Annotated in this window: 28 protein-coding genes; 7 read left to right on the forward strand and 21 right to left on the reverse strand. The window is 73.8% G+C overall.

Annotated elements, in window-relative coordinates; genetic code table 11:
- Positions 1 to 5 precede the first annotated feature (5 nt).
- The 5 genes from B446_RS10595 to B446_RS10615 are packed head-to-tail and all read left to right on the forward strand — an operon-like array spanning position 6 to position 5,467.
- Positions 6 to 1,199: an ADP-ribosylglycohydrolase family protein gene (locus tag B446_RS10595; RefSeq protein ID WP_020939424.1), complete on the forward strand. Its 1,194-nt coding sequence runs from the start codon at positions 6 to 8 to the stop codon at positions 1,197 to 1,199.
- Positions 1,187 to 2,551, forward strand: a complete 1,365-nt coding sequence (locus B446_RS10600) for an ADP-ribosylglycohydrolase family protein (protein ID WP_020939425.1) — start codon at positions 1,187 to 1,189, stop codon at positions 2,549 to 2,551. The genes B446_RS10595 and B446_RS10600 overlap by 13 nt, the downstream gene beginning before the upstream one ends.
- A complete protein-coding gene (gene rbsK / locus B446_RS10605; protein ID WP_020939426.1) occupies positions 2,548 to 3,441 on the forward strand; it encodes a ribokinase in 894 nt (297 codons plus the stop codon). The genes B446_RS10600 and rbsK overlap by 4 nt, the downstream gene beginning before the upstream one ends.
- Positions 3,438 to 4,658, forward strand: coding sequence for a CaiB/BaiF CoA transferase family protein (locus B446_RS10610; RefSeq protein WP_020939427.1), 1,221 nt, complete (start codon positions 3,438 to 3,440; stop codon positions 4,656 to 4,658). The genes rbsK and B446_RS10610 overlap by 4 nt, the downstream gene beginning before the upstream one ends.
- Positions 4,655 to 5,467, forward strand: a complete 813-nt coding sequence (locus B446_RS10615) for an HpcH/HpaI aldolase/citrate lyase family protein (protein WP_020939428.1) — start codon at positions 4,655 to 4,657, stop codon at positions 5,465 to 5,467. The genes B446_RS10610 and B446_RS10615 overlap by 4 nt, the downstream gene beginning before the upstream one ends.
- A 63-nt stretch (positions 5,468 to 5,530) precedes the next feature.
- Here the strand turns inward: B446_RS10615 and lgt are convergent, their stop codons facing one another.
- The 11 genes from lgt to hisI form a co-directional block, all read right to left on the reverse strand.
- Positions 5,531 to 6,583 carry a prolipoprotein diacylglyceryl transferase gene (gene lgt, locus B446_RS10620; RefSeq protein ID WP_020939429.1) on the reverse strand — a complete coding sequence of 351 codons (1,053 nt, stop codon included), beginning with the start codon at positions 6,581 to 6,583 and terminating at the stop codon, positions 5,531 to 5,533.
- 85 nt (positions 6,584 to 6,668) lie between these two features.
- Positions 6,669 to 7,439: a DsbA family protein gene (locus B446_RS10625; RefSeq protein ID WP_020939430.1), complete on the reverse strand. Its 771-nt coding sequence runs from the start codon at positions 7,437 to 7,439 to the stop codon at positions 6,669 to 6,671.
- A gap of 127 nt (positions 7,440 to 7,566) precedes the next feature.
- On the reverse strand, positions 7,567 to 8,385 hold the full coding sequence (trpA, locus tag B446_RS10630) for a tryptophan synthase subunit alpha (RefSeq protein WP_020939431.1): 819 nt from the start codon (positions 8,383 to 8,385) through the stop codon (positions 7,567 to 7,569).
- Positions 8,382 to 9,665 (reverse strand): tryptophan synthase subunit beta, encoded by a 1,284-nt coding sequence (gene trpB / locus B446_RS10635; protein WP_020939432.1) that lies wholly within the window; start codon positions 9,663 to 9,665, stop codon positions 8,382 to 8,384. The genes trpA and trpB overlap by 4 nt, the downstream gene beginning before the upstream one ends.
- A gap of 89 nt (positions 9,666 to 9,754) precedes the next feature.
- Complete coding sequence (gene trpM, locus B446_RS10640) at positions 9,755 to 9,988, reverse strand: tryptophan biosynthesis modulator TrpM (protein ID WP_020939433.1); 234 nt, start codon at positions 9,986 to 9,988, stop codon at positions 9,755 to 9,757.
- 16 nt (positions 9,989 to 10,004) lie between these two features.
- The gene (gene trpC, locus B446_RS10645; protein ID WP_020939434.1) at positions 10,005 to 10,814 is read right to left on the reverse strand and encodes an indole-3-glycerol phosphate synthase TrpC; all 810 of its coding nucleotides are present in this window, start codon (positions 10,812 to 10,814) and stop codon (positions 10,005 to 10,007) included.
- A 136-nt stretch (positions 10,815 to 10,950) separates the two neighbouring features.
- Positions 10,951 to 11,391: a DUF2752 domain-containing protein gene (locus B446_RS10650; RefSeq protein ID WP_020939435.1), complete on the reverse strand. Its 441-nt coding sequence runs from the start codon at positions 11,389 to 11,391 to the stop codon at positions 10,951 to 10,953.
- Positions 11,392 to 11,494: 103 nt separating this feature from the next.
- Positions 11,495 to 11,758 carry an HGxxPAAW family protein gene (locus tag B446_RS10655; RefSeq protein ID WP_020939436.1) on the reverse strand — a complete coding sequence of 88 codons (264 nt, stop codon included), beginning with the start codon at positions 11,756 to 11,758 and terminating at the stop codon, positions 11,495 to 11,497.
- Positions 11,759 to 11,936: 178 nt separating this feature from the next.
- Positions 11,937 to 12,575 (reverse strand): TIGR02234 family membrane protein, encoded by a 639-nt coding sequence (locus B446_RS10660; RefSeq protein WP_043475269.1) that lies wholly within the window; start codon positions 12,573 to 12,575, stop codon positions 11,937 to 11,939.
- A gap of 51 nt (positions 12,576 to 12,626) precedes the next feature.
- Positions 12,627 to 14,123, reverse strand: coding sequence for an anthranilate synthase component I (locus B446_RS10665; RefSeq protein WP_020939438.1), 1,497 nt, complete (start codon positions 14,121 to 14,123; stop codon positions 12,627 to 12,629).
- Between the two features lie 11 nt (positions 14,124 to 14,134).
- The gene (gene hisI, locus B446_RS10670) at positions 14,135 to 14,536 is read right to left on the reverse strand and encodes a phosphoribosyl-AMP cyclohydrolase (protein ID WP_020939439.1); all 402 of its coding nucleotides are present in this window, start codon (positions 14,534 to 14,536) and stop codon (positions 14,135 to 14,137) included.
- Between the two features lie 143 nt (positions 14,537 to 14,679).
- On the opposite strand from hisI, the gene B446_RS10675 reads away from it, so the two are divergent.
- Together B446_RS10675 and B446_RS10680 are read left to right on the forward strand one after the other, a co-directional pair.
- Complete coding sequence (locus B446_RS10675; protein WP_020939440.1) at positions 14,680 to 15,315, forward strand: TIGR03085 family metal-binding protein; 636 nt, start codon at positions 14,680 to 14,682, stop codon at positions 15,313 to 15,315.
- Positions 15,316 to 15,352: 37 nt separating this feature from the next.
- Positions 15,353 to 15,751: a VOC family protein gene (locus tag B446_RS10680; RefSeq protein WP_020939441.1), complete on the forward strand. Its 399-nt coding sequence runs from the start codon at positions 15,353 to 15,355 to the stop codon at positions 15,749 to 15,751.
- A 3-nt stretch (positions 15,752 to 15,754) separates the two neighbouring features.
- Here the strand turns inward: B446_RS10680 and B446_RS10685 are convergent, their stop codons facing one another.
- The 10 genes from B446_RS10685 to hisD form a co-directional block, all read right to left on the reverse strand.
- Positions 15,755 to 17,008, reverse strand: coding sequence for an MFS transporter (locus B446_RS10685; RefSeq protein WP_020939442.1), 1,254 nt, complete (start codon positions 17,006 to 17,008; stop codon positions 15,755 to 15,757).
- Between the two features lie 13 nt (positions 17,009 to 17,021).
- A complete protein-coding gene (locus B446_RS10690) occupies positions 17,022 to 17,609 on the reverse strand; it encodes an ArsR/SmtB family transcription factor (protein ID WP_020939443.1) in 588 nt (195 codons plus the stop codon).
- 145 nt (positions 17,610 to 17,754) lie between these two features.
- Positions 17,755 to 18,510, reverse strand: coding sequence for an imidazole glycerol phosphate synthase subunit HisF (hisF, locus tag B446_RS10695; protein WP_020939444.1), 756 nt, complete (start codon positions 18,508 to 18,510; stop codon positions 17,755 to 17,757).
- The gene (locus B446_RS10700) at positions 18,510 to 18,911 is read right to left on the reverse strand and encodes a RidA family protein (protein ID WP_020939445.1); all 402 of its coding nucleotides are present in this window, start codon (positions 18,909 to 18,911) and stop codon (positions 18,510 to 18,512) included. Before B446_RS10700 ends, hisF begins: the two co-directional genes overlap by 1 nt.
- Positions 18,908 to 19,633: a bifunctional 1-(5-phosphoribosyl)-5-((5-phosphoribosylamino)methylideneamino)imidazole-4-carboxamide isomerase/phosphoribosylanthranilate isomerase PriA gene (priA, locus tag B446_RS10705; RefSeq protein WP_020939446.1), complete on the reverse strand. Its 726-nt coding sequence runs from the start codon at positions 19,631 to 19,633 to the stop codon at positions 18,908 to 18,910. The genes B446_RS10700 and priA overlap by 4 nt, the downstream gene beginning before the upstream one ends.
- 3 nt (positions 19,634 to 19,636) lie before the next feature.
- Positions 19,637 to 20,278 carry an imidazole glycerol phosphate synthase subunit HisH gene (hisH, locus tag B446_RS10710; RefSeq protein WP_043475274.1) on the reverse strand — a complete coding sequence of 214 codons (642 nt, stop codon included), beginning with the start codon at positions 20,276 to 20,278 and terminating at the stop codon, positions 19,637 to 19,639.
- Positions 20,275 to 20,439, reverse strand: a complete 165-nt coding sequence (locus tag B446_RS39605) for a hypothetical protein (protein WP_020939448.1) — start codon at positions 20,437 to 20,439, stop codon at positions 20,275 to 20,277. Before B446_RS39605 ends, hisH begins: the two co-directional genes overlap by 4 nt.
- 4 nt (positions 20,440 to 20,443) lie before the next feature.
- Positions 20,444 to 21,046 carry an imidazoleglycerol-phosphate dehydratase HisB gene (gene hisB / locus B446_RS10720; protein WP_020939449.1) on the reverse strand — a complete coding sequence of 201 codons (603 nt, stop codon included), beginning with the start codon at positions 21,044 to 21,046 and terminating at the stop codon, positions 20,444 to 20,446.
- Entirely contained in the window at positions 21,043 to 22,149 is a 1,107-nt protein-coding gene (locus tag B446_RS10725) for a histidinol-phosphate transaminase (protein WP_020939450.1), read from the reverse strand. The genes hisB and B446_RS10725 overlap by 4 nt, the downstream gene beginning before the upstream one ends.
- On the reverse strand, positions 22,146 to 23,471 hold the full coding sequence (hisD, locus tag B446_RS10730; protein ID WP_020939451.1) for a histidinol dehydrogenase: 1,326 nt from the start codon (positions 23,469 to 23,471) through the stop codon (positions 22,146 to 22,148). Before hisD ends, B446_RS10725 begins: the two co-directional genes overlap by 4 nt.
- Positions 23,472 to 23,503 lie beyond the last annotated feature (32 nt).

Here is a 23,503-nt window from a genome sequence, read left to right on the forward strand (position 1 = left end):
GGGGCATGACGCCCAAAGGAGAAGAAAGCAGCGGTCCGTGCCCGCCGCGGCAGAGCGGTCTGGACGAGCGGATCACCGCGGCGCTGGTCGGGGCCGCCGTCGGGGACGCGCTGGGCGGCCCCGTCGAGGGCTACTCCCCCGACCAGATCACCGACCGCCACGGCGGCCGCGTGCACGGCGTCGTGGGCCCGTGGCACGGCGACGACTGGCCCACCGCCCGCCCGATCGCCCCGTACCACAAGGGCGACGGCCACGTCACCGACGACACCCTGATGACGCACGCGCTGGTCCGGGTCTACGCCCGCGTCCGGGACCACCTGGACGCGTACGCGATCGCCGACCACCTGGTCCCCGACCTGATGACGAACCCGCGCTGGATCCCCGAACTGGAGGCGGAGGCGCTGCCGCTCCAGCGCCTGTTCCTCGCCGAGAAGTGGCTGGTGGCGCGGCTGGCGTACGGCCACGCGGACCCGCGGGAGGCGGGCGTCGGCAACATCGTCAACTGCGGGGCCGCGATGTACATGGCCCCCGTCGGCCTGGTCAACGCGGCCGACCCGGCCCGGGCGTACGCCGAGGCGCTGGACGTCGCGGGCGCGCACCAGTCGTCGTACGGCAGGGAGGCCGCCGGGGTGTTCGCCGCCGCGGTCGCCGCCGCCGCCACGCCGGGCGCGACCCCGGACTCGGTGGTGTCCGCCTGTCTGTCCCTGGCGAAGGACGGCACCCGCGCGGCGATCGAGAAGGTCTGCGAGGCGGCCCGCGCGCACGGCGACTTCGAGTCGGCCCTGGTCCCGCTGCGAGAGGCGGTGGCCCCCTACGACACGGTCGGCCCCGACTACCGCGCCCCCTCGCTCGGCGCCCGCCGCCCCTCCCGGCTGCACTCCATCGAGGAACTCCCCGTCGCCCTGGGAATGCTGCTGGTCTCCGGCGGCGACTTCCGGCAGGCGGTCCTGGGCTCGGTCAACTACGGCCGCGACTGCGACTCGACCGCCACGATGGCGGGCGCCCTCGCCGGCGCCCTCGGCGCGCCGGTCCCCGAGGAGTGGTCCAAGACGGTGGCCGAGGCCAGCCGCCTCGACCTGTGGGAGCCCGCCCGCACCCTGACCGGGGTCGCCCGGGAGATCTTCGCCCGGGACGTGGACCGCCGCCGGGCGCACGAGCGGGCCTTCACGGAACTGGGAGGCGCGGCATGCTCCGACTGACCTGGGTGCAGCCGGAGGACCTGGTGGGCCACGAGCTGCGCCAGGCTCGCCTGGACGGCCGGGAGCCGTCCAGGATCGAGGCGCGGTGGCGCGCGGCCGGCGGGCTCGACGCGCCGGAGCGGGCCGGGGCCTCGCCGCAGCGGGCCTCGCGCTACCTGCGGCTGCTCGCCGAGGACCTCCTGGACGAACTGGCCGACCTGCCCAGCGCGCTGGCGGAGGACGAGCCGACCGACCTGGAGCGGATCAGGGCCCGGTGCCCCGAGTGGCCCGCGCGGCCCCCGGTCCGGCCGGCCCCCGCCCCGCTCGCCCTGGAGGCGTCGTGGCTGGGCCGGGCCGTGGGCTGCCTGCTCGGCAAACCCGTGGAGAAGCTGCCCCTGGAGGGCATCCGCGCCCTCGCGCGGGCCACCGGCAACTGGCCGCTGAGCACCTGGTTCACCGCGCGGGGCGTCCCGGCGGAACTGCTCGCCGCCCATCCGTGGAACCGCCGCTCCGCCGGTACCTCGCTCGCGGAGAACATCGACGGCATGCCCGAGGACGACGACCTCAACTACCCGCTGCTGAACCTGCTCCTGCTCCAGCGCCACGGCCGGGCCTTCACCACCGCCGACGTGGCCGGGCTCTGGCTGGACGAACTGCCGCCGGGCCGCGCCTTCACGGCCGAGCGCGTCGCCTTCCGCAACCTCCTCGGCGGCATCGAGCCCCCGCTCACCGCCCGCCACCGCAACCCGTTCCGCGAGTGGATCGGCGCGCTGATCCGCGCCGACGTCCACGGCTGGACCAACCCCGGCGACCCCGCTGCCGCCGCCGAGCAGGCCCACCGGGACGCCGTCCTCACGCACACCGCCAACGGCGTGTACGCGGCGATGTTCACGGCCGCCACGCTGGCCGCCGCGGCCGGCGGGGCCCCCGACGTGCACGCCTGTCTGCGCACCGGCCGCGCGGTGGTCCCGGCCCGCTCCCGGCTGGCCCGGGCGGTCGACGACGCGCTCGACCTGGCCGCGGCGCACCGCGACTTCGACGACGTCGTCGACGCCCTGCACGCCCGGCACGCCGCCACCCACCACTGGGTCCACGCCGTGCCCAACACCGCCCTGATCGCCGCCGCCCTCGCGCACGCGGACGGCGACTTCACCGGCTCCGTCTGCCGTGCCGTCTCCGGCGGCTGGGACACCGACTCCGACGGGGCCACCGCCGGCAGCGTCGCGGGGCTCCTGGCCGGGGACCCGGGCGCGCTCCCGGACCGCTGGCGGACCCCGCTGAAGAACCGGCTCGCCACCTCGGTCGCCGGCTTCGACGGCACCGGCTTCGACACCCTCGCCCATCTCACGCACCTGGAGGCGACCCGCTCATGACCCACATCGCGGTCCTCGGCAGCATGAACATGGACCTCGTCGCCTACGTCGACAAGGCGCCGCAGCGCGGCGAGACGGTGACGGGACGGGAGTTCCACACCATCCCCGGCGGCAAGGGCGCGAACCAGGCGATCGCCGCGGCCCGGGCCGGCGCCACGGTGTCGATGATCGGCGCGGTCGGCAACGACGGCTACGGTGTGCGGCTGCGCGACACCCTCGAACACTCCGGGGTGGACACCGACTTCCTGCGCACGGTCGAGGGCGCTTCCGGCACCGCCCACATCGTGGTGGACGACGAGGGCGGCAACTCCATCGTCGTCGTCCCGGGCGCGAACGGCACCGTGGACCACCTCTCGCCCGGCGACGAGAGCGTGATCGCCACCGCCGACGCGCTGCTGCTCCAGCTGGAGATCCCGCAGGCCGCGGTCCTCGCGGGCGCCGCGGCGGCCCGTCGGCACGGGGTCCGCACGGTCCTCACCCCCGCCCCCGCCCAGCCGATCGCGCCCGAACTCCTCGCCGCCACCGACCTGCTGGTCCCCAACGAGTTCGAGGCGGTCACCCTCACCGGCCGCACCGACCCGCGGGAGGCGGCCGCCGCCCTGCTCGACCTGGTCCCGGAGGTCGTGGTCACCCTCGGCGCCACCGGCAGCCTGTACCTGGCCCGGGGCACCGAGCCGCTGGTGGTGCCCGCCCCGCGGGTGCGGGCGGTGGACTCCACGGGGGCCGGCGACACCTTCGTCGGCGCGCTCGCGGTGGCCCTCGCCGAGGAGAAGCCGGTGCGCGAGGCCCTGTCCTGGGCCGCCGCCGCGGCCGCCCTGTCCGTGCAGCGGGTGGGCGCCACGGCGTCGATGCCGTACCGCCAGGAGATCGAGGCGCAGTACACGGCATGACGACGACCGCCACGCACCCGCCCGAGCACGCCCCCCGGCCCCTGTCCGCCCTGCGGGTCCTGGACCTGGCCACCCTCTTCGCCGGGCCCATGGCCGCCACCCTGCTCGGCGACTACGGCGCCGAGGTGATCAAGGTGGAGCACCCGCGCCGCCCCGACCCGTCCCGGGGACACGGCCCGGCCAGGGACGGGATCGGCCTGTGGTGGAAGGTGCTCGGCCGCAACAAGCGCGCCGTCACCCTCGACCTGTCCAGGCCCGGCGGCCGCGCGACCCTGCTGCGGCTCGCCGCCACCGCCGACGTGCTGATCGAGAACTTCCGCCCGGGCACCCTGGAGAAGTGGGACCTGGGCTGGGCGGAACTGTCCGCCGCCAACCCCCGGCTCGTCCTCACCCGGGTCACGGCCTTCGGCCAGTTCGGCCCGTACGCCCACCGGCCCGGCTTCGGCACCCTCGCCGAGGCCATGAGCGGATTCGCCGCGCTGACCGGCGAACCGGACGCGCCGCCGACGCTCCCGCCGTTCGGGCTCGCCGACTCGGTCGCGGGCCTGGCGACCGCGTACGCCGTCATGACGGCCCTGGCCGCGCGCGAGCGCACCGGCGCCGGGCAGGTCGTGGACATGGCGATCATCGAACCGATCCTGGCGGTCCTCGGACCCCACGCCACCTGGTACGACCAGCTCGGCCACGTCCAGGAACGCACCGGCAACCGGTCCGCGAACAACGCCCCGCGCAACACCTACCGCACCGCCGACGGGCACTGGGTCGCCGTCTCCACCTCGGCGCAGTCGGTGGCGGAGCGCGTGATGCGGCTGGTGGGCCGCCCGGAGCTGATCGACGAGCCCTGGTTCGCCACGGGCGTGGACCGCGCGGCGCACGCCGACGTCCTGGACGAGGCGGTGGGCTCCTGGATCGCCGGCCGCACCCGCGACGAGGTGCTGGCCGCCTTCGAGAAGGCGGAGGCGGCCGTCGCCCCGGTCCAGGACGTGCGGGACGTGATGACGGACCCCCAGTACCGGGCCCTGGACACCATCACCACCGTCGACGACCCCGAGCTGGGCCCGCTGCGCATGCAGAACGTCCTCTTCCGGCTCTCCTCGACCCCCGGCGCGATCCGCTGGGCCGGCCGGCCGCACGGCGCCGATACGGACGCCGTGCTCACGGAGCTGGGCCTCACCCCGGCCGAGCTGCGCGCCCTGCGCGAGGAGGGCGCCCTGTGACGCCGTTCCCGCTCACCTGGCTCTACGTCCCCGGCGACCGCCCGCACGTGGTGGCCAAGGCGCTGGCCGCGGGCGCCGACGTGGTGGTGGTCGACCTGGAGGACGCGGTCGACCCCGACCGCAAGGAGTACGCGCGCGCCGCCACGGCCGAGCGCCTGGGCGAGTCGCAGCCGGTGCCGGTGCACGTCCGCGTCAACGCCCCGGACGGCCCCTGGGCGGCCGCGGACCTCGCGGCGCTGGCCGCCCTGCCGGGGGTGTCCGGGCTGCGGCTGCCCAAGGTGGCCTCCCCGCACCAGGTCAGGGAGGTCGCCGTGAGCACCCCGCTGCCGCTGTACGCGCTGCTGGAGTCGGCGCTCGCCATCGAGCACGCCTACGCCATCGCGGGCGCCCACCCGTCCCTGCGCGGCATCTCGCTCGGCGAGGCGGACCTCCGCGCCGACCTGGGTGTCCGGGCCGACGCCGGGCTCGACTGGCCGCGCTCCCGGGTGATCGTCGCCGCGCGTGCGGCGGGGCTGCCCCCGCCGCCGCAGTCCGTCCACCCCGACATCCGCGACCTGGACGCGCTCGCCGCGTCCTGCGCCCGGGGCCGTGCCCTCGGCTTCCTGGGCCGCGCGGCCATCCACCCCCGCCAGCTCCCGGTGATCGAACGGGCCTATCTGCCCACCGCGGCGGAGATCGAGCAGGCGGAGACGGTCGTCAAGGCGGCGGCCACCACCGAGGGCGCCCAGGCGCTGCCCGACGGCCGCTTCGTGGACGCTGCGGTGGTGGCGGCGGCCCGGCGGACGCTGGCGCTGGCGCGCCGGCGCTGACCCCGGCACGCCGAAGGGCGCCCCGGGTTCCCGGGGCGCCCTTCGCTGTCGTACGGCCGGGGCTCAGCCCTTCTTGGCCGACTCCGCCTCGTCCTTCGCCGCGGCGGTGGGCTCCGACTCGGCCGCGGCGCCGTTCCCGGCGCCGTCCCGGTCCTTCGCGGCGCCCTGATCGCCGGCCTCGCCGTCACCGGCCTCGCCGCCGGTCTCCGCGGCGGCTGTCCGCTCCTCGGCGCCGGTCCGGTCGCCGTCCCCGGCATTCGTCCCGGTGTCCTCGGCCGCCTCGCCGGAGGCCTCCGCGGCGGCTGCCGGCTCGACCACCGCTTCCCGTCCCGGCCGCTTCTTCGCCGAGACCACGAAGTAGGTCACCGCGAGCAGGAAGACGATCAGCGCGGTCCAGTCGTTGAGGCGCAGGCCCAGGATGTGGTGGGCGTCGTCCACCCGCATGTACTCGATCCAGCCGCGGCCCACGCAGTACGCGGCGACGTACAGCGCGAACGCCCGGCCGTGTCCCAGGCGGAAGCGGCGGTCGGCCCACATGACCAGGAGGGCGACGCCGACGCACCACAGGGACTCGTAGAGGAAGGTCGGGTGGTAGTAGCCCGGCACCCGGCCGCCCTCGGAGGACGTGATGTGCAGCGCCCACGGAACATGCGTCTCGCGTCCGTACAGCTCCTGGTTGAACCAGTTGCCCCAGCGGCCGATGGCCTGGGCGAAGGCGATGCCGGGAGCGACGGCGTCGGCGTAGGCGGGCAGCGGGACGCCCCGGCGCCGGGCGCCGATCCACGCGCCGACCGCGCCGAGCGCGACCGCGCCCCAGATGCCGAGGCCGCCCTGCCACACCTTGAAGGCGTCCACCCAGTCACGGCCCTCGCTGAAGTACAGCTCGTAGTCCGTGATCACGTGGTAGAGCCGGCCGCCCACCAGGCCGAAAGGCACCGCCCAGACGGCGATGTCGGCGACCGTGCCGGCCCGCCCGCCCCGGGCGATCCAGCGCTTGTTGCCGAGCCAGACGGCGACGAAGACGCCGATGATGATGCAGAAGGCGTAGCCGCGCAAGGGAACGGGGCCGAGGTACAGCACCCCGTGCGACGGGCTGGGAATGTAGGCAAGTTCCATGGCAAGGTCGACGCTACCGTGCCGGGCCGCCCGGACGGCAGGCGGACCGGCAACGGGTCCGTAACGGGGACGTGAGAAAACCCCCTTACCGGTTGGCCGCTTCCACCATCTCCTTGAGCTTCGCCGGGGTCAGGGTCTGGTCCGCGTAGATGTTCTTGCCGTTGAACAGGACCGTGGGGGTGCTGGCGAAGCCGCCGGCGCCGAATGCCTTGTGGGACTTGTTCACCCAGTTGTCGTGGGTGCCGTTCTTCACGCAGGCGCGGAACGCGGGCGTGTCCAGGCCGGTCACCTTGCCGGCCAGCGCGATCAGCTTGGCGTTGTCCGCGAAGGCGTCGTCGGTCTCCTTGGGCTGGTTCGCGTACAGCACGTCGTGGTAGTCGCGGAACTTCCCGGCGTCCTGGGCGCAGGCCGCCGCGTTGGCCGCGCGCAGCGAGCCGCTGCCGCCGAGGTTGCCGTCGATCAGCCGGACCAGGTGGTACTCGATCCGGAGCTTGCCCGCGTCGGTCAGTTCGTGGAGCGTGGGCCGGTACACCGTCTCGAAGGACTGGCACGCCGGGCAGCGGAAGTCCTCCCAGACCGTGAGCGTCGCCTTGGCGCCGTCCTTGCCGACCGGGACCGCGAGGCTGTCCTTGCCCTGGGCACCGGAGGGCGCCACGACCGGGCCCGCGCTGCCGCTCTTGTTCTTGCCCGCGTTCGCTGCGACCACGCCGATCACCGCCGCGAGCCCGAGGACGCAGACGACGCTCGCGCCGACGATCAGCGTGCGCCGTCGTTTCTCCGCGGTCTTCTGCTTCTCACGCTCGACCGCCAGCCGCTCGCGGGCGGTGCGCTTTCCGTCACGGTTCTTCTCGCTCACATCCCAGGAACGAACCGGGGAGGCGCAGCGCGCCTCCCCGGACCGAGGTCCACTCGTTCGAGTGACCGAATCTTCCGTTGTGAACGCCTACGGGCCCCCGAGGGCGCCGCAGACCGTCCCCGGGCGCTTACGCCCGCCCGCGCACACCCTTCGCCAGGTCGCCCGCGAGCTCGCGGACGCCCTCGAGGCCCAAGGCGTGGTCCGGGGCGTCCAGCATCCGCTTGACGAACGCCGAGCCGACGATGACGCCGTCGGCGAAGCCGGCGACCTCGGCGGCCTGGACGGCGTTGGAGACGCCCAGGCCGACGCAGACGGGCAGCCCGGTGCCGGTGGCCCGGGTGCGCCCGACCAGGTCGTGGGCCTGCGCGCCGACCGACTCGCGGGTGCCGGTGACGCCCATCAGCGAGGCCGCGTAGACGAAGCCGCTGCCCGCGGCGGTGATCTCGGCCAGCCGCTCGTCCTTGCTGCTGGGGGCGACCACGAAGACGGTGGCGAGACCGTGCTTCTCGGCGTGCTCGCGCCACAGGGCCGACTCCTGGACCGGCAGGTCGGGCAGGATGCAGCCCGCGCCGCCCGCCTCGGCCAGCTCGGCGGTGAAGCGCTCGACGCCGTAGCGGTCGATGGGGTTCCAGTACGTCATCACGAGCACCGGCTTGCCGGTCGCCCCGTGGGCCTCGCGGACCGTGCGCATGACGTCCGCGATCCTGACGCCGCCGCGCAGGGCGATGTCGTCGGCGGTCTGGATGACGGGGCCGTCCAGGACCGGGTCGCTGTGCGGCAGTCCGACCTCGACGACGTCGGCGCCGCCGTCGAAGACGGCCTTGATCGCCTCGATGCCGCCGTCCACGGTCGGGAACCCGGCCGGAAGGTAGGCGATGAGCGCCGCCCGCCCCTCCGCCTTGGCGGCGGCGAGGGTGTCGGTCAGCAGCTGCACGTTCCCGCTCACTTGGCGTCCCCCTCGATCTCGGCGATGTCGGCTTCGTCGGCGGCCACCTCGGCGTCGGTGTCGTAGAGGCCGAAGTAGCGGGCCGCGGTGTCCATGTCCTTGTCGCCGCGGCCGGACAGGTTGACGACGATCAGTCCGTCCCCGCCCAGTTCCCTGCCGACCTCCAGGGCGCCGGCGAGGGCGTGGGCGCTCTCGATGGCCGGGATGATGCCCTCGGTGCGGGACAGCAGGCGCAGCGCCTGCATGGCAGCGTCGTCGGTGACCGCGCGGTACTCGCCGCGGCCGCTGTCGCGCAGGTAGGAGTGCTCCGGGCCGACGCCCGGGTAGTCCAGGCCGGCCGAGATGGAGTACGGCTCGGTGATCTGGCCCTCCTCGTCCTGCAGGACGTAGGAGCGGGAGCCGTGCAGGATGCCGGGCTCGCCCGCGGTCAGGGTGGCCGCGTGCTCGCCGGTCTCCACGCCGTGCCCGGCCGGCTCGCAGCCGATCAGGCGGACGCCCTCGTCGGGGATGAAGGCGTGGAAGAGGCCGATGGCGTTGGAGCCGCCGCCCACGCAGGCCACGGCGGCGTCGGGCAGGCGGCCGGTCCGCTCCAGGATCTGGCGCCGGGCCTCGACCCCGATGACCCGGTGGAAGTCGCGGACCATGGCCGGGAACGGGTGCGGCCCGGCGACCGTGCCGAACAGGTAGTGGGTGCGGTCGACGTTGGCGACCCAGTCCCGGAACGCCTCGTTGATGGCGTCCTTGAGGGTGCGGCTGCCGGACTTCACGGCGACGACCTCGGCGCCCAGCATGCGCATGCGGGCCACGTTCAGGGCCTGGCGCCGGGTGTCGATCTCGCCCATGTAGATGGTGCAGTCGAGGCCGAACAGGGCGCAGGCGGTGGCCGTCGCGACGCCGTGCTGGCCCGCTCCGGTCTCGGCGATGACGCGGGTCTTGCCCATCCGCCGGGTGAGCAGGGCCTGGCCGAGCACGTTGTTGATCTTGTGGGAGCCGGTGTGGTTCAGGTCCTCGCGCTTGAGGAACACCCGGGCGCCGCCGGCGTGTTCGGCGAACCTCGGGACCTCGGTGAGGGAGCTGGGGCGGCCGGTGTAGTGGACGAGCAGGTCGTCGAGCTCGCGGGCGAACTCGGGGTCGGCCTTGGCCTTCTCGTACTCGACGGCGACCTCGTCCACGGCGGCGACGAGGGCCTCCGGGATGAACTTGCCGCCGAACGCGCCGAAGTAGCCCTCGGCGCTGGGCACCTGGCCGCTGGGGTCAGGGATGAAGAACTCGCTGGGCATGCGGAAACCTCACGGTGAGTGTGTGTGGGAAGGACACGGTTCGCCGTGGGGGCGGGGTGGTCGTCCGGTGGCCGTCCGGCCGCGGGCCGTCAGTGGCGGCTCACGGCCACGCGGCGCGGCCGCGTGTCCGGGCGCAACCCCGCGCCCCCGTGGGGGCGCCGCTGCCATCGCATGCCGTTGACCTGCCCGGGCTCGTCGCCGATGACGTACCGCACCCGGCGGCCGTGCACCCTGCGGGCGGGCGCGCGGCAGCCACGGGGCCGGCAGCCGCGCGCCAGGCGCGCGTACCGGTCCGTGGCCGTCCGGGATGCGGTCGGGGTCATCGCGGTCGTCCCCCGCTCAGCCGCGGCCGTGCCGCAGCGCGGGGTGCTCGCCCGCCGCGACCAGGTCGGAGACGGCCGCCTTCGGGTCGCGCCCGGTGACGAGGGACTCGCCCACCAGGACCGCGTCGGCGCCCGCGTTGGCGTAGGCGATGAGGTCGTGCGGTCCGCGCACGCCGGACTCGGCGACCTTGACGATGTGGTCGGGGATCTCCGGGGCGACGCGCTCGAAGGTGCCGCGGTCGACCTCCAGCGTCCGCAGGTTGCGGGCGTTGACGCCGATGATCCGGGCGCCGGCGTCCACCGCGCGCTCGACCTCGTCCTCGTCGTGCACCTCGACCAGCGGGGTGAGGCCGATGGAGACGGCGCGCTCGATCAGCGACTCCAGGGCCGGCTGGTCCAGGGCGGCGACGATCAGCAGCGCGAGGTCGGCGCCGTACGCCCGGGCCTCCCAGAGCTGGTACGACGTGACGATGAAGTCCTTGCGCAGCACCGGGATGTCCACGCGGGCGCGGACGGCCTCCAGGTCGGCCAGCGAGCCGCCGAAGCGGCGCTGTTCGGTCAGCACCGAGATGACGGCGGCGCCGCCCGCCTCGTAGTCGGCGGCGAGCCCGGCCGGGTCGGCGATCGCGGCCAGCGCGCCCTTGGACGGGCTGGAGCGCTTGACCTCGCAGATGACCTTGACGCCGTCGCCCTTGAGCGCGGCCACTCCGTCCTTGGCGGGGCGGGCCTTGGCGGCACGCTCCTTGAGCTCGTCGAGGGTGACGCGTGCCTGCCGCTCCGCGAGGTCGGCACGGACTCCGTCGATGATCTCGTCGAGCACACTCACGCGAGCGGCCCCCTTCCAGACGGTCGTTCCTTCGGGCTCTCGAAAACCCGTGGTCAATGCGATGGTATCCGGAGGTCCACGAAGGCCCTGCATCCGAGCTATGGCGGTCCCACAACCTGGACGTCCCCGCAGGCGGTCACGGGTGCAGCCAGCCGCCGGACGGCAGGTTGCGCACCACCGTGAAGACCAGCAGCAACGCGCCGACCGCCCACATCTGCGCCCGCCCGGGCTCGAACCGCACCACCCGGCCGCGCGCCGCGCGGACCACCCAGACGGTCCACAGCACGGCGAAGCCGAGGTAGGCGGCGACGCCCGCCGCGTTGTCGTGCAGGGCGGTGACGAGGTCGCCGTGGACGAAGGCGTGCGCGCTGCGCAGTCCGCCGCAGCCGGGGCAGTACAGGCCGGTGAGCCGGTACAGGGGGCACACCGGGTAGTGGCCGGGTTCGTTCGGGTCGACGGTGCCGACGTACGCGAAGGCGCCGGCGACGGCCGCCAGGAGGCCGGCCGGGACGGCGAGCCGGTTCCACAGCGCCGGGGGCGGGGCGGCGCGCGGTGCGGTGCGGCTGTCGGCGTTCACGCTGGCATTGTGCCCCGCGCGCCCGCCGCACGCGCGCGAGGGGCGGCCCGCACCGTCGCCGGTCGGGGCCGCCCCTCGCGGGAAGGCGCGGGAAGCCCGGTGCTCAGCCCTCGGCGCCGGCCGGCTCGCGGGCCGGGGCCGGGGCCGGGGCCGTGTGCGCGAGGGTGTGCGTCTGCTTCGGCTGGCCGAGGCCCATGGCACGCATGACGGCGCCGACGACACCGCCCAGGGCGATGATCACCATGCCGGCCCAGAAGCCGAGCGGCTGGGCCATCACCATGAAGGCGCCCGCGACGCAGAAACCGATGAAGGCGATGATGACACCGGTCCAGGCGGCCGGGGTGTGACCGTGGCTGCTGCCCGCCATGACTTGCTCCTCATTGCTGTGTACGTGTCGAATTCGCGTCGCACGTGTACGTGTCCGGGGTCCGCCCGTCCCTGTCCGAGCCGGACGCTCGCCGACCATTGTCCCGTACGCGGGTGTCCGCCGGACGCGGGGGTGACGTCTGGTTCGCCACACCCGCGCGGCGGCTGCGGGGCGCGCCTCAGGCGCCGGTCGGGTCCTCGCCGCGGTCGAGGGCCTTCCAGATCTCCTCGGGGCGCTCCGGGTCGACCGGGCGGGCCTTGCGCCGGGGCCGGTCGGTGCCGCGCTCGTAGCGGCCGGACATGGCGGGCCAGGTCCTTCCGAAGCGCAGGGCGAGGAGCCCGGCGAGCAGGATCAGGACGCCGCCGGCGACCGCGACGTACGGCCAGCCGGTGTGGCCGAGGGCGGCGACCGTGGCCGAGGTGTCGCCCGTGGCCTGCGCGGCCTTCTCGTCGAGCGAGGAGCCGTCGGAGGCGCCGGCCAGGGAGGCGGCGGCGATGCCGGCGCCGGAGAGGGTGAGCAGGGCGGCGACGGCGACGCGGCCGGCCCCGCGGACGGCGAAGACGGCGACGAGGGCGGCGAGGCCCACTATGGCGAGGGCCGCGGGGACGCCGGTGACGTCGCTGCCCTTCGCGGTCAGCGGGAACGCGCCGCCGGCCACCGTGGCGGTGCCCTCCGACCAGCGCTGCCGGGTCGCGAGCAGCGTCACGGCCGCGCCGAGCGCACCGCACAGCAGGGCCACGGCGAGGCTCCGCCGGCCGGACCGGGCGGGTGCGGCGGCTTCGGAACGGGGGTGAGGTACGGCTGTCACGTACTCCACTATCGCCTGAACCCCGGGCGAACCGTCACCCGGGGTTCGTCACGGGCCCGCTCAGGCCCGGCCGAGCCGGTTGGCGGTGTGCACCGCGCGCAGCACGGCGGCGGCCTTGTTGCGGCACTCCTGGTCCTCGGCGACCGGGTCGGAGTCGGCGACGATGCCCGCGCCCGCCTGGACGTAGGCGGTGCCGTCCCGGAGCAGGGCGGTGCGGATCGCGATGGCGGTGTCGGAGTCGCCGGCGAAGTCGAGGTAGCCGACGCAGCCGCCGTACAGGCCGCGCCGGGAGGGCTCGAGCTCGTCGATGATCTGCATGGCGCGCGGCTTGGGGGCGCCGGACAGGGTGCCCGCCGGGAAGCACGCGGTCAGCACGTCGAACGCCGTGCGTCCCTCGGCGACTTTGCCGGTGACGGTCGACACGATGTGCATGACGTGCGAATAGCGCTCGACGGACATGAAGTCCACGACCTCGACCGAGCCGGGCTCGCAGACGCGGCCGAGGTCGTTGCGGCCGAGGTCGACGAGCATCAGGTGCTCGGCGCGCTCCTTGGGGTCGGCGAGCAGTTCCTCGGCGAGCGCCTGGTCCTCCTGCGGGGTGGCGCCGCGGTGCCGGGTGCCGGCGATGGGGTGGACCATCGCGCGCCCGTCCTCGACCTTGACCAGCGCCTCGGGGGACGAGCCGACGACGTCGAAGGCGCCCCCGTCCTCGAGGGGGAAGCGGAACAGGTACATGTACGGGGACGGGTTGGTGGCCCGCAGCACCCGGTACACGTCCAGCGCGCTCGCCGTGCACGGCGTCTCGAAGCGCTGCGAGGGGACGACCTGGAAGGCCTCGCCCGCGCGGATGCGCTCCTTGACGTCCTCGACGGCCCGCTGGAAGTCGGGGCCGCCCCAGCGGGCGGTGTACGCGGGCAGTTCGGAGGGCGGCAGGACGGCGGGCGGCTGGGCGACCGGGCGCGCGAGGTCCGCCTCCATGGCGTCCAGGCGGGCCACCGCGTCCGCGTGGGCCTCGTCGACGCCGGTGTCGAGGTCGTTGTGGTTGATCGCGTTGGCGATCAGCAGGACCGAGCCCTCCCAGTGGTCCATGACGGCGAGGTCGCTGGTGAGGAGCATGGTCAGCTCGGGCAGCCGCAGGTCGTCGTGGTCGCCGGGGCCGATCTTCTCCAGGCGGCGGACGATGTCGTAGCCGAGGTAGCCGACCATGCCGCCGGTGAAGGGCGGCATGCCCTCCTGGTGCGGGGTGTGCAGGGTCTGGATGGTCGCCCGCAGGGCGGCCAGCGGGTCGCCCTCGGCCGGGACGCCGACGGGCGGGGTGCCGAGCCAGTGGGCCTGTCCGTCCCGCGCGGTGAGCGTGGCGGCGCTGCGGACGCCCACGAAGGAGTAGCGGGACCAGGAGCGGCCGTTCTCGGCGGACTCCAGCAGGAAGGTGCCGGGGCGTTCGGCGGCGAGCTTGCGGTAGAGCGCGACCGGGGTGTCGCCGTCGGCGAGGAGCTTGCGCGTGACCGGGATGACGCGCCGGTCGGTGGCGAGCTTGCGGAAGGTCTCGAGGTCCATGGCGGCCGACCCTACTGATCCGTGCCCGGGGCGCCGGACCCGGCGTCCTCGACCAGCACGTCCTCGTCGAAGCAGGTGCGCGCGCCGGTGTGGCAGGCGGCGCCCACCTGGTCGACCTGGACCAGCACGGTGTCGGCGTCGCAGTCCAGGGCGACGGACTTCACCCACTGGAAGTGGCCCGAGGTGTCGCCCTTGACCCAGTACTCCCGGCGGCTGCGCGACCAGTAGGTGCAGCGGCCGGTGGTGAGCGTGCGGTGCAGTGCCTCGTCGTCCATCCAGCCGAGCATCAGCACCTCGCCGGTGTCGTACTGCTGGGCGATGGCGGGCAGGAGGCCGTCGTCGCTGCGCTTGAGGCGTGCGGCGATCTCCGGGTCGAGGCTGCTGGGCCGGGGTGTTCCGGTCGAACTGGTCATGGGTGCCATTGTGCCGCGCGGCAGAGGCGGTGACGGTCCGTGTCCACGGGACGGACCGCCGTGCGGACGTCCACCGGCCGCCGTGGACACCGGACGGACGGTGCCCGCTGGGCGGACGCGGTACGGGGTCGTAGGCTGACGGCATGTCGACCTTCGCCAAGCGTGAACGGCTCCTGCTCGCCGACCTCTTGGAAACCGTCGGACCGGACGCCGAGACCCTCTGCGAGGGCTGGCGGACCCGGGATCTGGCCGCGCACGTGGTGGTGCGCGAGCGCCGGCCGGACGCGGCGGGAGGCGCGCTGATCAAGCCGCTCGCCTCGCGTCTGGAGAAGGTGCAGGCCGAGTACGCGGCCAAGCCTTACCCGGAGCTGATCCAGCTGATCCGTACCGGCCCGCCGCGCTTCTCGCCCTTCCAGCTCAAGCAGATCGACGAGGCGGCCAACATCGTCGAGTTCTACGTGCACACCGAGGACGTACGGCGCGCCCAGCCGGACTGGAGCCCGCGCGAGCTGGACGCCGTGTTCCAGGACGCGCTGTGGTCACGTCTGGAGCGCACCGCGCGGCTGGTCGGGCGGGGTGTGCCGACCGGTCTGGTGCTGCGCCGCCCGGACGGCCAGACGGCGGTCGCGCACCGTGGCACGCCGGTGGTGACGGCGACCGGGGAGGCGTCTGAGCTGCTGATGTTCGTCTTCGGCCGGCAGAGCGCGGCCAAGGTGGAGCTGGACGGCGAGGAGGACGCGATCACCCGGCTGCACGAGTCCAGGCAACTGGGCATCTGAGTCCGGCAGACCGGGCATCCGCGAGAGAGGACGCGCCGTGATCAAGGTGGCGATGACCAGTGTGTTCGTGGACGACGTGGCCACCGCGCACGCCTTCTACACGGGGGTGCTGGGGTTCGAGACCCGGCTGCACATGGATCTGGGCGGCGGCACGCTGTTCGTCACGGTCGGGGCGCCCGAGGGTGCCCAGCCGGACCTGCAGCTGCTGCTGGAGCCCGGTGAGGGTCCCCTCGCGGAGCCGTACCGCAAGGGGCTGTACGAGGCGGGGCTCCCGTGCATCGTCTTCTCGGTGGACGATCTTCGCGCGGAGTACGACCGGCTGCGCGGGCTCGGCGTCCGGTTCACGCATCCGCCGCAGGAGCAGGGTCCGGTGCTGGCCGCGGTGTTCGACGACACGGTCGGCAACCTGGTCCAGCTCACCCAGCCGATCGGCTGAGTCTCAGCGCGGCAGTTCGGCGCGGCGCAGGGCGGGGACGCACAGGGCGACGACCCCGCCGAGACCGCTGACGACGGCGCTGGCCACGAACACCGGGCCGAGCCCCCAGGCGCCGATGGCGGCGGCCGCGAAGGGCATGCTCAGCGGGGCGAGGCCGAGGCTGACCAGGCTGGAGACGGCGGTGACCCGGCCGAGGCGTGCGGGATCGGCCTGGGTCTGCAGCAGGGCCCCGCACAGGGCACCGCTGAGTCCGGCGAGCAGTCCGATCAGCAGGGCGGTGCCGACGGCCGCCGCGAGGCCGGGCGCGTAGGCCAGGGCGCCGATGGCGACGGAGCCCGCGAGGACGGCGCAGGCGGCGACCAGTCCGGCGCGCGGCAGCCGTCCCCGGACGGTGAGCAGCAGCGAGGCGGCGCCCGCGCCGACGCCGAACCCGGCGAGCACCGAGCCCATGCCGGAGGCGCCCCAGCCGCGCTGGTGGGCGAGCAGGGTGAGGCCGACGTTGAGCGGGCCGACGAAGCCGAGGTCGCCGAGGGCGATGGTGATCATCAGCGGGGCCAGGACGCGGTGGCGGCGGACGTAGGCCAGTCCGCCCCTGAGGTCCTGCCAGGCGCTCGTCTCCTGGCCGGCGCGCCGGTCGTCCGCCGGCAGGTCCCTCACCCGGACGGAGTACAGCAGGGGCACCGAGACGGCGATGAGCAGTCCGGCGAGGGCGAAGGCGGCGGCCGCGCCGCCGACCGCCACGCCGAGGCCGCCGAGCGGTGCCCCGACGACGCTCGCGAACCGGATCGCGAGGCCCCGCATGCCCTGCACCCGGGCGAGCTGCGGCTTGCCGGTGATCCTGGCGGGGAGGGCGCCCACGGCGGGCATGAACACGGCGTCGACGGTGCCGAAGAGGAAGGCCAGCAGGGCGAGCGGCCACAGGCCGGGGCTGGTGACGAACAGCAGGGCGGCCACCGCGAGGACGGCGGCGCAGCGCACGGCGTCGCTGCCGATGACGACGCGGCGCGGGCCGAGCCGGTCGGCCAGCACTCCCCCGCCGAGCATGAGCAGGGCTCTGGGCAGCGCGCTGACCGACATCACGAGGCCGGCCTCGGCGGGGGTGCCGGACTGGACGGCGGCCCAGGACAGGGCGATGTAGTAGATGCTGTCGCCCAGCATGGAGGAGGTGTAGGCGCCGAGCCAGCGCAGCACGTTGGGGTCGCGGTGGGCGGGGCGGTCGTCGGTGGCGGGGGCCGGGGGTATGAGCGTGCCGGTCACGTGGGTGCCCTTCTCAGACGCGGAACGGGAAGCCGTACACGTGCAGCGCGACGTGCTCGCGCCGCAGGCCGTCGCCGGCGGCCTCGCGGTCACGGGCGAGGGCGTCGTACCGCTTGATCACGTCGAGCAGTTCGCGCTTCATCTCGGCGAGTTCGGCGGGGGTGAGGCGCAGCAGCGACTCGGAGTCGGAGGACGCCTCGTTCCAGTCGCGGCCCCAGGTCGCGCGCTGGTCGAGGTAGGTGCGGTACATCTCGGAGCGCTGTTCCTGGAAGAGCCGGGAGGCGGCCACGTGGGCGGCGGCCTTCTCGGGCGCGTCCCGGAAGTCCCGGTCGCGGATGGAGACGCCCTGGGTGGCCGGCTGCCACCAGCGTTCCCGGGCGTCGGCGCTGCGCGGCTCGGCCTTCTCGACGAGGCCGTGCTCGGCGAGCTTGCGCAGGTGGTAGCTGACGAGCGAGACCGCTTCGTCGACCTGTTCGGCGAGCTGGGACGCGGTGGCGGCCTCGGCGGCGAACAGCAGCCGGTAGAGCTTCATGCGCAGGGGGTGGGCCAGTGCCTTGAGGGTGCCCAGATCCGTGATCCGCCGCTGTTCTCCGCTTGCCATGCCCACGACCCTAATTGCGAAAGAAAAATTGCACAACAGATATTGCGCAACTTTCCTTTCGCATCTCCTGCGTCTCTCCGGGGCTGGGCACGAGAAGGCCCCGGCGCCCTCACGGGGCGGCCGGGGCCCTGGTCCCAGCGGGGCGTCAGCGCACCGGGTGACCCGCCTCCCGCAGCGTCTGCTTCACCTCGCCGATCCGCAGGTCGCCGAAGTGGAAGACGGAGGCGGCCAGGACCGCGTCCGCGCCCGCCTCGACGGCCGGCGGGAAGTCGGCCAGCCGGCCCGCGCCGCCGGAGGCGATCACCGGGACGGTGACGTGCTTGCGGACGGCCGCGATCATCTCCAGGTCGTAGCCGTCCTTGGTGCCGTCGGCGTCCATGGAGTTCAGCAGGATCTCCCCGGCGCCCAGCTCGGCGGCGCGGTGGGCCCACTCGACGGCGTCGATGCCGGTGCCCCTGCGGCCGCCGTGGGTGGTCACCTCGAAGGAGCCGGACTCGCCGCGGCGGGCGTCCACCGAAAGCACCAGCACCTGCCGGCCGAACCGCTCGGCGATCTCGCGGATCAGGTCGGGGCGCGCGATGGCCGCGGTGTTCACGCCGACCTTGTCGGCACCGGCCCGCAGCAGCCGGTCCACGTCCTCGGCCGTGCGGACGCCGCCGCCGACGGTCAGCGGGATGAACACCTGCTCGGCGGTGCGCCGCACCACGTCGTAGGTCGTCTCCCGGTTGCCCGAGGACGCGGTGATGTCCAGGAACGTCAGCTCGTCGGCGCCCTCGGCGTCGTACACCTTGGCCATCTCGACGGGGTCGCCCGCGTCGCGCAGGTTCTGGAAGTTGACGCCCTTGACGACCCGGCCGTTGTCCACGTCCAGGCAGGGGATGACTCGGACCGCCAGGGTCATCAGGTCACGGCTCCTCTGAATGCTTCTAGTTCCACTTCGACCAGGATGCGCGGGTCGACGAAGCCCTCCACGACCAGCAGGGTGGAGACCGGGCGCACGGAGTCGAAGATCTCCTTGTGGGCCCGGCCCGCCTCGTCGACGTCCCGCGTGTGGGTGAGGTACATCCTGGTGCGGAGCACCGACCCGGGGCCGAGCCCGAACTCCGCGATCGCCTCCAGGGCGCTGGTGAAGGCCACCTTGGCCTGCTCGTAGGGGTCGCCCTCCCCGTACAGCACGGTGCCCTTGAAGGACGTCGTGCCGGCCACCAGCACCCGGTCACCCGCCGCGACGGCGCGCGCGAATCCGAAGCTCTCTTCCCAGGGACTTCCGCTCTGCACGCGCCGTACGGCTCCGGACGTCATGACGACACAGCCTCCAAGGCCTCTTCCAGGGTGAACGCCTTCGCGTACAGGGCCTTCCCGACGATGGAGCCCTCGACACCGAGGGGTACCAGTTCGGCGATCGCGCGGAGGTCGTCCAGCGACGACACGCCGCCGGAGGCCACGACCGGCCGGTCCGTGGCCGCGCAGACGTTGCGCAGCAGTTCCAGGTTCGGGCCCTGGAGGGTGCCGTCCTTGGCGATGTCGGTGACGACGTAGCGGGCGCAGCCCTCCTTGTCGAGGCGCGCCAGCGTCTCGTAGAGGTCGCCGCCGTCGCGGGTCCAGCCACGGCCGCGCAGGGTGGTGCCGCGCACGTCCAGGCCGACGGCGATCTTGTCGCCGTGCTCGGCGATGACCTTGGCGACCCACTCGGGGGTCTCCAGGGCGGCGGTGCCGAGGTTCACCCGGGTGCAGCCGGTGGCGAGGGCGGCGGCGAGGGTGTCGTCGTCGCGGATGCCGCCGGACAGCTCCACCTTGATGTCCATCGCCCTGGCGACCTCGGCGATCAGCTCCCGGTTGTCGCCCGTGCCGAAGGCGGCGTCGAGGTCGACCAGGTGCAGCCACTCGGCGCCGGAGCGCTGCCAGGCGAGGGCGGCCTCCAGCGGGGAGCCGTAGGACGTCTCGGTCCCGGACTCGCCGTGCACGAGGCGGACGGCCTGGCCGTCACGGACGTCGACGGCGGGGAGGAGTTCGAGCTTGGCCATGGTCTACAGGGTTCCGATCCAGTTGGTGAGGAGCTGGGCTCCGGCGTCGCCGGACTTCTCGGGGTGGAACTGGGTGGCCCACAGGGCGCCGTTCTCCACGGCCGCTACGAACGGCTCGCCGTGCGTCGACCAGGTGACCTTGGGGCTCTCGATCAGCGGGTTGTGGGTCTCCAGGGACCAGTCGTGGACCGCGTAGGAATGCACGAAGTAGAAGCGGGCCTCCGGGTCGAGGCCCGCGAACAGCAGGGAGCCGGCCGGGGCCGTCACGGTGTTCCAGCCCATGTGCGGGACGACGTCGGCCTTGAGCGGCGCGACGGTGCCGGGCCACTCGTCCAGGCCCTCGGCCTCGACGCCGTGTTCGATGCCGCGGGCGAACAGGATCTGCATGCCGACGCAGATGCCCATCACCGGGCGGCCGCCGGACAGCCGCCGGTCGACGACCCAGTCGCCGCGGGCGGCGCGCAGCCCCTGCATGCAGGCCGCGAAGGCGCCGACGCCGGGCACCAGCAGGCCGTCGGCGTTCATCGCCCGGTCGAAGTCACGGGTGATCTCCACGTCGGCGCCTACGCGCGCGAGGGCGCGCTCGGCGGACCGGACGTTGCCGAAGCCGTAGTCGAAGACGACCACCTTCTTCGCAGCGCTCAATTCCACACCTCCAGCCGCATGACGCCCGCCACGAGGCACATGGCGGCGCCGATCGAGAGCAGCACGACGAGACTCGTGGGCATCTTCTGCTTGACGAAGGAGATAATGCCGCCGACGAGGAAGAGGCCGACGACGATCAGGAGGGTCGAGAGACCGTTCATGGATTTACAGCGCGCCCTTCGTGGACGGGAGGATGCCGGCCGCGCGCGGGTCGCGCTCGCTGGCGTAGCGGAGCGCCCGGGCGAGCGCCTTGAACTGGCACTCCACGATGTGGTGCGCGTTGCGGCCGTACGGCACGTGGACGTGCAGCGCGACCTGGGCCTGGGCGACGAAGGACTCCAGGATGTGCCGGGTCATGGTGGTGTCGTACTCGCCGATCATCGGCGCCATGTTCTCGGGCTCGGTGTGCACGAGGTAGGGGCGGCCGGACAGGTCGACGGTGACCTGGGCGAGGGACTCGTCCAGCGGGACCGTGCAGTTGCCGAAGCGGTAGATGCCCACCTTGTCGCCGAGCGCCTGCTTGAAGGCGGCGCCGAGCGCGAGGGCGGTGTCCTCGATGGTGTGGTGGGAGTCGATGTGCAGGTCGCCGTCGGTCTTCACGGTCAGGTCGAACAGACCGTGCCGGCCGAGCTGGTCGAGCATGTGGTCGTAGAAGCCGACCCCGGTCTTGATGTCGGTCCGCCCGGTGCCGTCGAGGTCTATCTCGACCAGGACCGAGGTCTCCTTGGTGGTGCGCTCGATTCGTCCGACGCGGACATCGCGAGTCATGCCTCAAGCTCCTTCTTCAAGTCCCGTACCGCGTCGAGGAACGCGTCGTTCTCCGCCGGGGTGCCGGCGGACACCCGCAGCCACCCCGGTACGCCGTTGTCCCGGACCAGGACACCCCGGTCGAGGATCTTCTGCCAGGCCCCGTGCGTGTCGTCGAACCGGCCGAACTGCACGAAGTTGGCGTCGGACTCGACGACGTCGTAGCCGGTCGCGCGCAGCTCGGCGACCAGCCGGTCCCGCTCGGACTTGAGCTGCTCGACGTATCCCAGCAGCGTGTCGGTGTGCTCCAGGGCGGCCAGCGCGGTCGCCTGGGTGATCGCCGACAGGTGGTACGGCAGCCGTACGAGCTGGACGGCGTCCACGACCGCCGGGTCGGCGGCGAGGTAGCCGAGGCGGAGTCCGGCGGCGCCGAACGCCTTCGACATGGTGCGGGAGACGACCAGGTGCGGCCGGCCGGCCAGCAGCGGCAGCAGCGAGTCGCCGTGGCTGAACTCGACGTACGCCTCGTCCACGACCACCATCGACGGCTTGGCCGCCTGGGCCGCCTCGTAGAGCGCGAGGACCGTCTCCGGCGGGACCGCGTTGCCGGTGGGGTTGTTGGGGGTGGTGATGAACACGACGTCGGGGCGGTGCTCGGCGATGGCCCGCTCGGCGGCGGCGAGGTCGATCGTGAAGTCCTCGGCGCGCGGGCCGGAGATCCAGCCGGTGCCGGTGCCGCGCGCGATGAGCGCGTGCATGGAGTACGACGGCTCGAAGCCGATCGCCGTGCGGCCGGGGCCGCCGAAGGTCTGCAGCAGCTGCTGGATGACCTCGTTGGAGCCGTTCGCCGCCCACACGTTCTCGACGCCGAGCGGGTGCTTGCCGGTGCGGGTCAGGTACCTGGCCAGCTCGGTGCGGAGCTGGACCGCGTCCCGGTCGGGGTAGCGGTTCAGGTCGCGGGCGGCCTCACGGACCCGCTCGGTGATCCGCTCGACCAGCGGCTCGGGCAGCGGGTAGGGGTTCTCGTTGGTGTTCAGCCGTACGGGTACGTCGAGCTGGGGCGCGCCGTAGGGGGACTTGCCGCGCAGCTCGTCCCGGACGGGAAGATCGTCGATGCCTGTCACTTGCCTTCCGGAACCTTCCAGCCGAAACGAGCCTTGATCGCCGCGCCGTGCGCGGGCAGGTCCTCCGCCTCCGCGAGCGTCACCACGTGGTGCGCGACGTCGGCCAGCGCGTCCTTCGTGTAGTCGACGATGTGGATGCCGCGCAGGAAGGACTGGACGGACAGGCCGGAGGAGTGGCAGGCGCAGCCGCCGGTGGGCAGGACGTGGTTGGAGCCGGCCGCGTAGTCGCCGAGCGAGACCGGCGCCCAGGGGCCGATGAAGATCGCGCCCGCGTTCCGCACCCGGTCGGCGACCGCGGCGGCGTCGGCGGTCTGGATCTCCAGGTGCTCGGCGCCGTAGGCGTCGACCACCCGCAGGCCCTCCTCGACGCCGTCGACCAGGACGATCGCGGACTGCCTGCCCGCGAGGGCGGGACGGATGCGGTCCTCGATGTGCTTGGTGGCCGCGACCTGCGGCTCCAGCTCCTTCTCCACCGCGTCGGCCAGCTCGACCGAGTCGGTGACCAGGACGGCCGCCGCGAGCGGGTCGTGCTCGGCCTGGCTGATCAGGTCCGCGGCCACGTGCGCCGGGTCGGCGGTGTCGTCCGCGAGGACCGCGATCTCGGTGGGTCCGGCCTCGGCGTCGATGCCGATCTTGCCGGTGAAGTAGCGCTTGGCGGCGGCCACCCAGATGTTGCCCGGCCCGGTGACCATGTTGGCGGGCGGGCAGGACTCGGTGCCGTGGGCGAACATGGCGACGGCGGTGGCGCCGCCGGCCGCGTAGACCTCGTCCACGCCGAGCAGGGCGCAGGCGGCGAGGATCGTCGGGTGCGGCAGCCCGCCGAACTCGGCCTGGGCCGGGGAGGCGAGCGCGATGGAGGGGACCCCGGCCTCCTGGGCCGGCACCACGTTCATGATCACGGACGAGGGGTAGACGGACCGGCCCCCGGGCGCGTAGAGCCCGACCCGCTCGACCGGCACCCACTTCTCGGTCACGGAGCCGCCGGGCACGACCTGGGTGGTGTGCGTGGTGCGGCGCTGCGCGCGGTGGACCATGCGGGCCCGCCGGATCGACTCCTCCAGGGCAGCGCGCACGGCCGGGTCGAGGGCCGCGAGCGCGTCGGTGAGCGCCCGGGCGGGCACCCGCACCGATTCCAGCCGCACTCCGTCGAACTTCTCGGCGAAGTCGATCAGCGCCGCGTCGCCACGATGATGCACGGCCTCGCAGATCGGACGCACCTTCTCCAGGGCGGCCTGAACGTCGAAGTCGGCTCGGGGCAGCAGGTCGCGCAGGGCGGGTCCCTCGGGAAGGGCGTCGCCGCGCAGATCGATTCGGGAGATCACAGGGTCAATTCTCTCAGACCGGCATCGGGAGC

Origin of the sequence: Streptomyces collinus Tu 365, from assembly GCF_000444875.1 — a bacterium.
Taxonomy (GTDB): Bacteria; Actinomycetota; Actinomycetes; order Streptomycetales; family Streptomycetaceae; genus Streptomyces; species Streptomyces collinus_A.

What these genes read in the sequence shown, in the direction of transcription:
- B446_RS10655 (WP_020939436.1), bottom strand. Translation starts at nt 11,758, where the DNA reads ATGGCGGGCAGCAGCCACGGTCACACCCCGGCCGCCTGGACCGGTGTC.
- trpM (WP_020939433.1), bottom strand. Translation starts at nt 9,988, where the DNA reads ATGACCCCGACCGCATCCCGGACGGCCACGGACCGGTACGCGCGCCTG.
- trpB (WP_020939432.1), bottom strand. Translation starts at nt 9,665, where the DNA reads ATGCCCAGCGAGTTCTTCATCCCTGACCCCAGCGGCCAGGTGCCCAGC.
- B446_RS39605 (WP_020939448.1), bottom strand. Translation starts at nt 20,439, where the DNA reads ATGAACGGTCTCTCGACCCTCCTGATCGTCGTCGGCCTCTTCCTCGTC.
- priA (WP_020939446.1), bottom strand. Translation starts at nt 19,633, where the DNA reads ATGGCCAAGCTCGAACTCCTCCCCGCCGTCGACGTCCGTGACGGCCAG.
- B446_RS10690 (WP_020939443.1), bottom strand. Translation starts at nt 17,609, where the DNA reads ATGGCAAGCGGAGAACAGCGGCGGATCACGGATCTGGGCACCCTCAAG.
- hisI (WP_020939439.1), bottom strand. Translation starts at nt 14,536, where the DNA reads ATGACCAGTTCGACCGGAACACCCCGGCCCAGCAGCCTCGACCCGGAG.
- hisF (WP_020939444.1), bottom strand. Translation starts at nt 18,510, where the DNA reads ATGACCCTGGCGGTCCGAGTCATCCCCTGCCTGGACGTGGACAACGGC.
- B446_RS10595 (WP_020939424.1), top strand. Translation starts at nt 6, where the DNA reads ATGACGCCCAAAGGAGAAGAAAGCAGCGGTCCGTGCCCGCCGCGGCAG.
- B446_RS10675 (WP_020939440.1), top strand. Translation starts at nt 14,680, where the DNA reads ATGTCGACCTTCGCCAAGCGTGAACGGCTCCTGCTCGCCGACCTCTTG.
- B446_RS10600 (WP_020939425.1), top strand. Translation starts at nt 1,187, where the DNA reads ATGCTCCGACTGACCTGGGTGCAGCCGGAGGACCTGGTGGGCCACGAG.
- B446_RS10610 (WP_020939427.1), top strand. Translation starts at nt 3,438, where the DNA reads ATGACGACGACCGCCACGCACCCGCCCGAGCACGCCCCCCGGCCCCTG.
- B446_RS10665 (WP_020939438.1), bottom strand. Translation starts at nt 14,123, where the DNA reads ATGGACCTCGAGACCTTCCGCAAGCTCGCCACCGACCGGCGCGTCATC.
- lgt (WP_020939429.1), bottom strand. Translation starts at nt 6,583, where the DNA reads ATGGAACTTGCCTACATTCCCAGCCCGTCGCACGGGGTGCTGTACCTC.
- B446_RS10700 (WP_020939445.1), bottom strand. Translation starts at nt 18,911, where the DNA reads ATGACGTCCGGAGCCGTACGGCGCGTGCAGAGCGGAAGTCCCTGGGAA.
- rbsK (WP_020939426.1), top strand. Translation starts at nt 2,548, where the DNA reads ATGACCCACATCGCGGTCCTCGGCAGCATGAACATGGACCTCGTCGCC.
- hisB (WP_020939449.1), bottom strand. Translation starts at nt 21,046, where the DNA reads ATGACTCGCGATGTCCGCGTCGGACGAATCGAGCGCACCACCAAGGAG.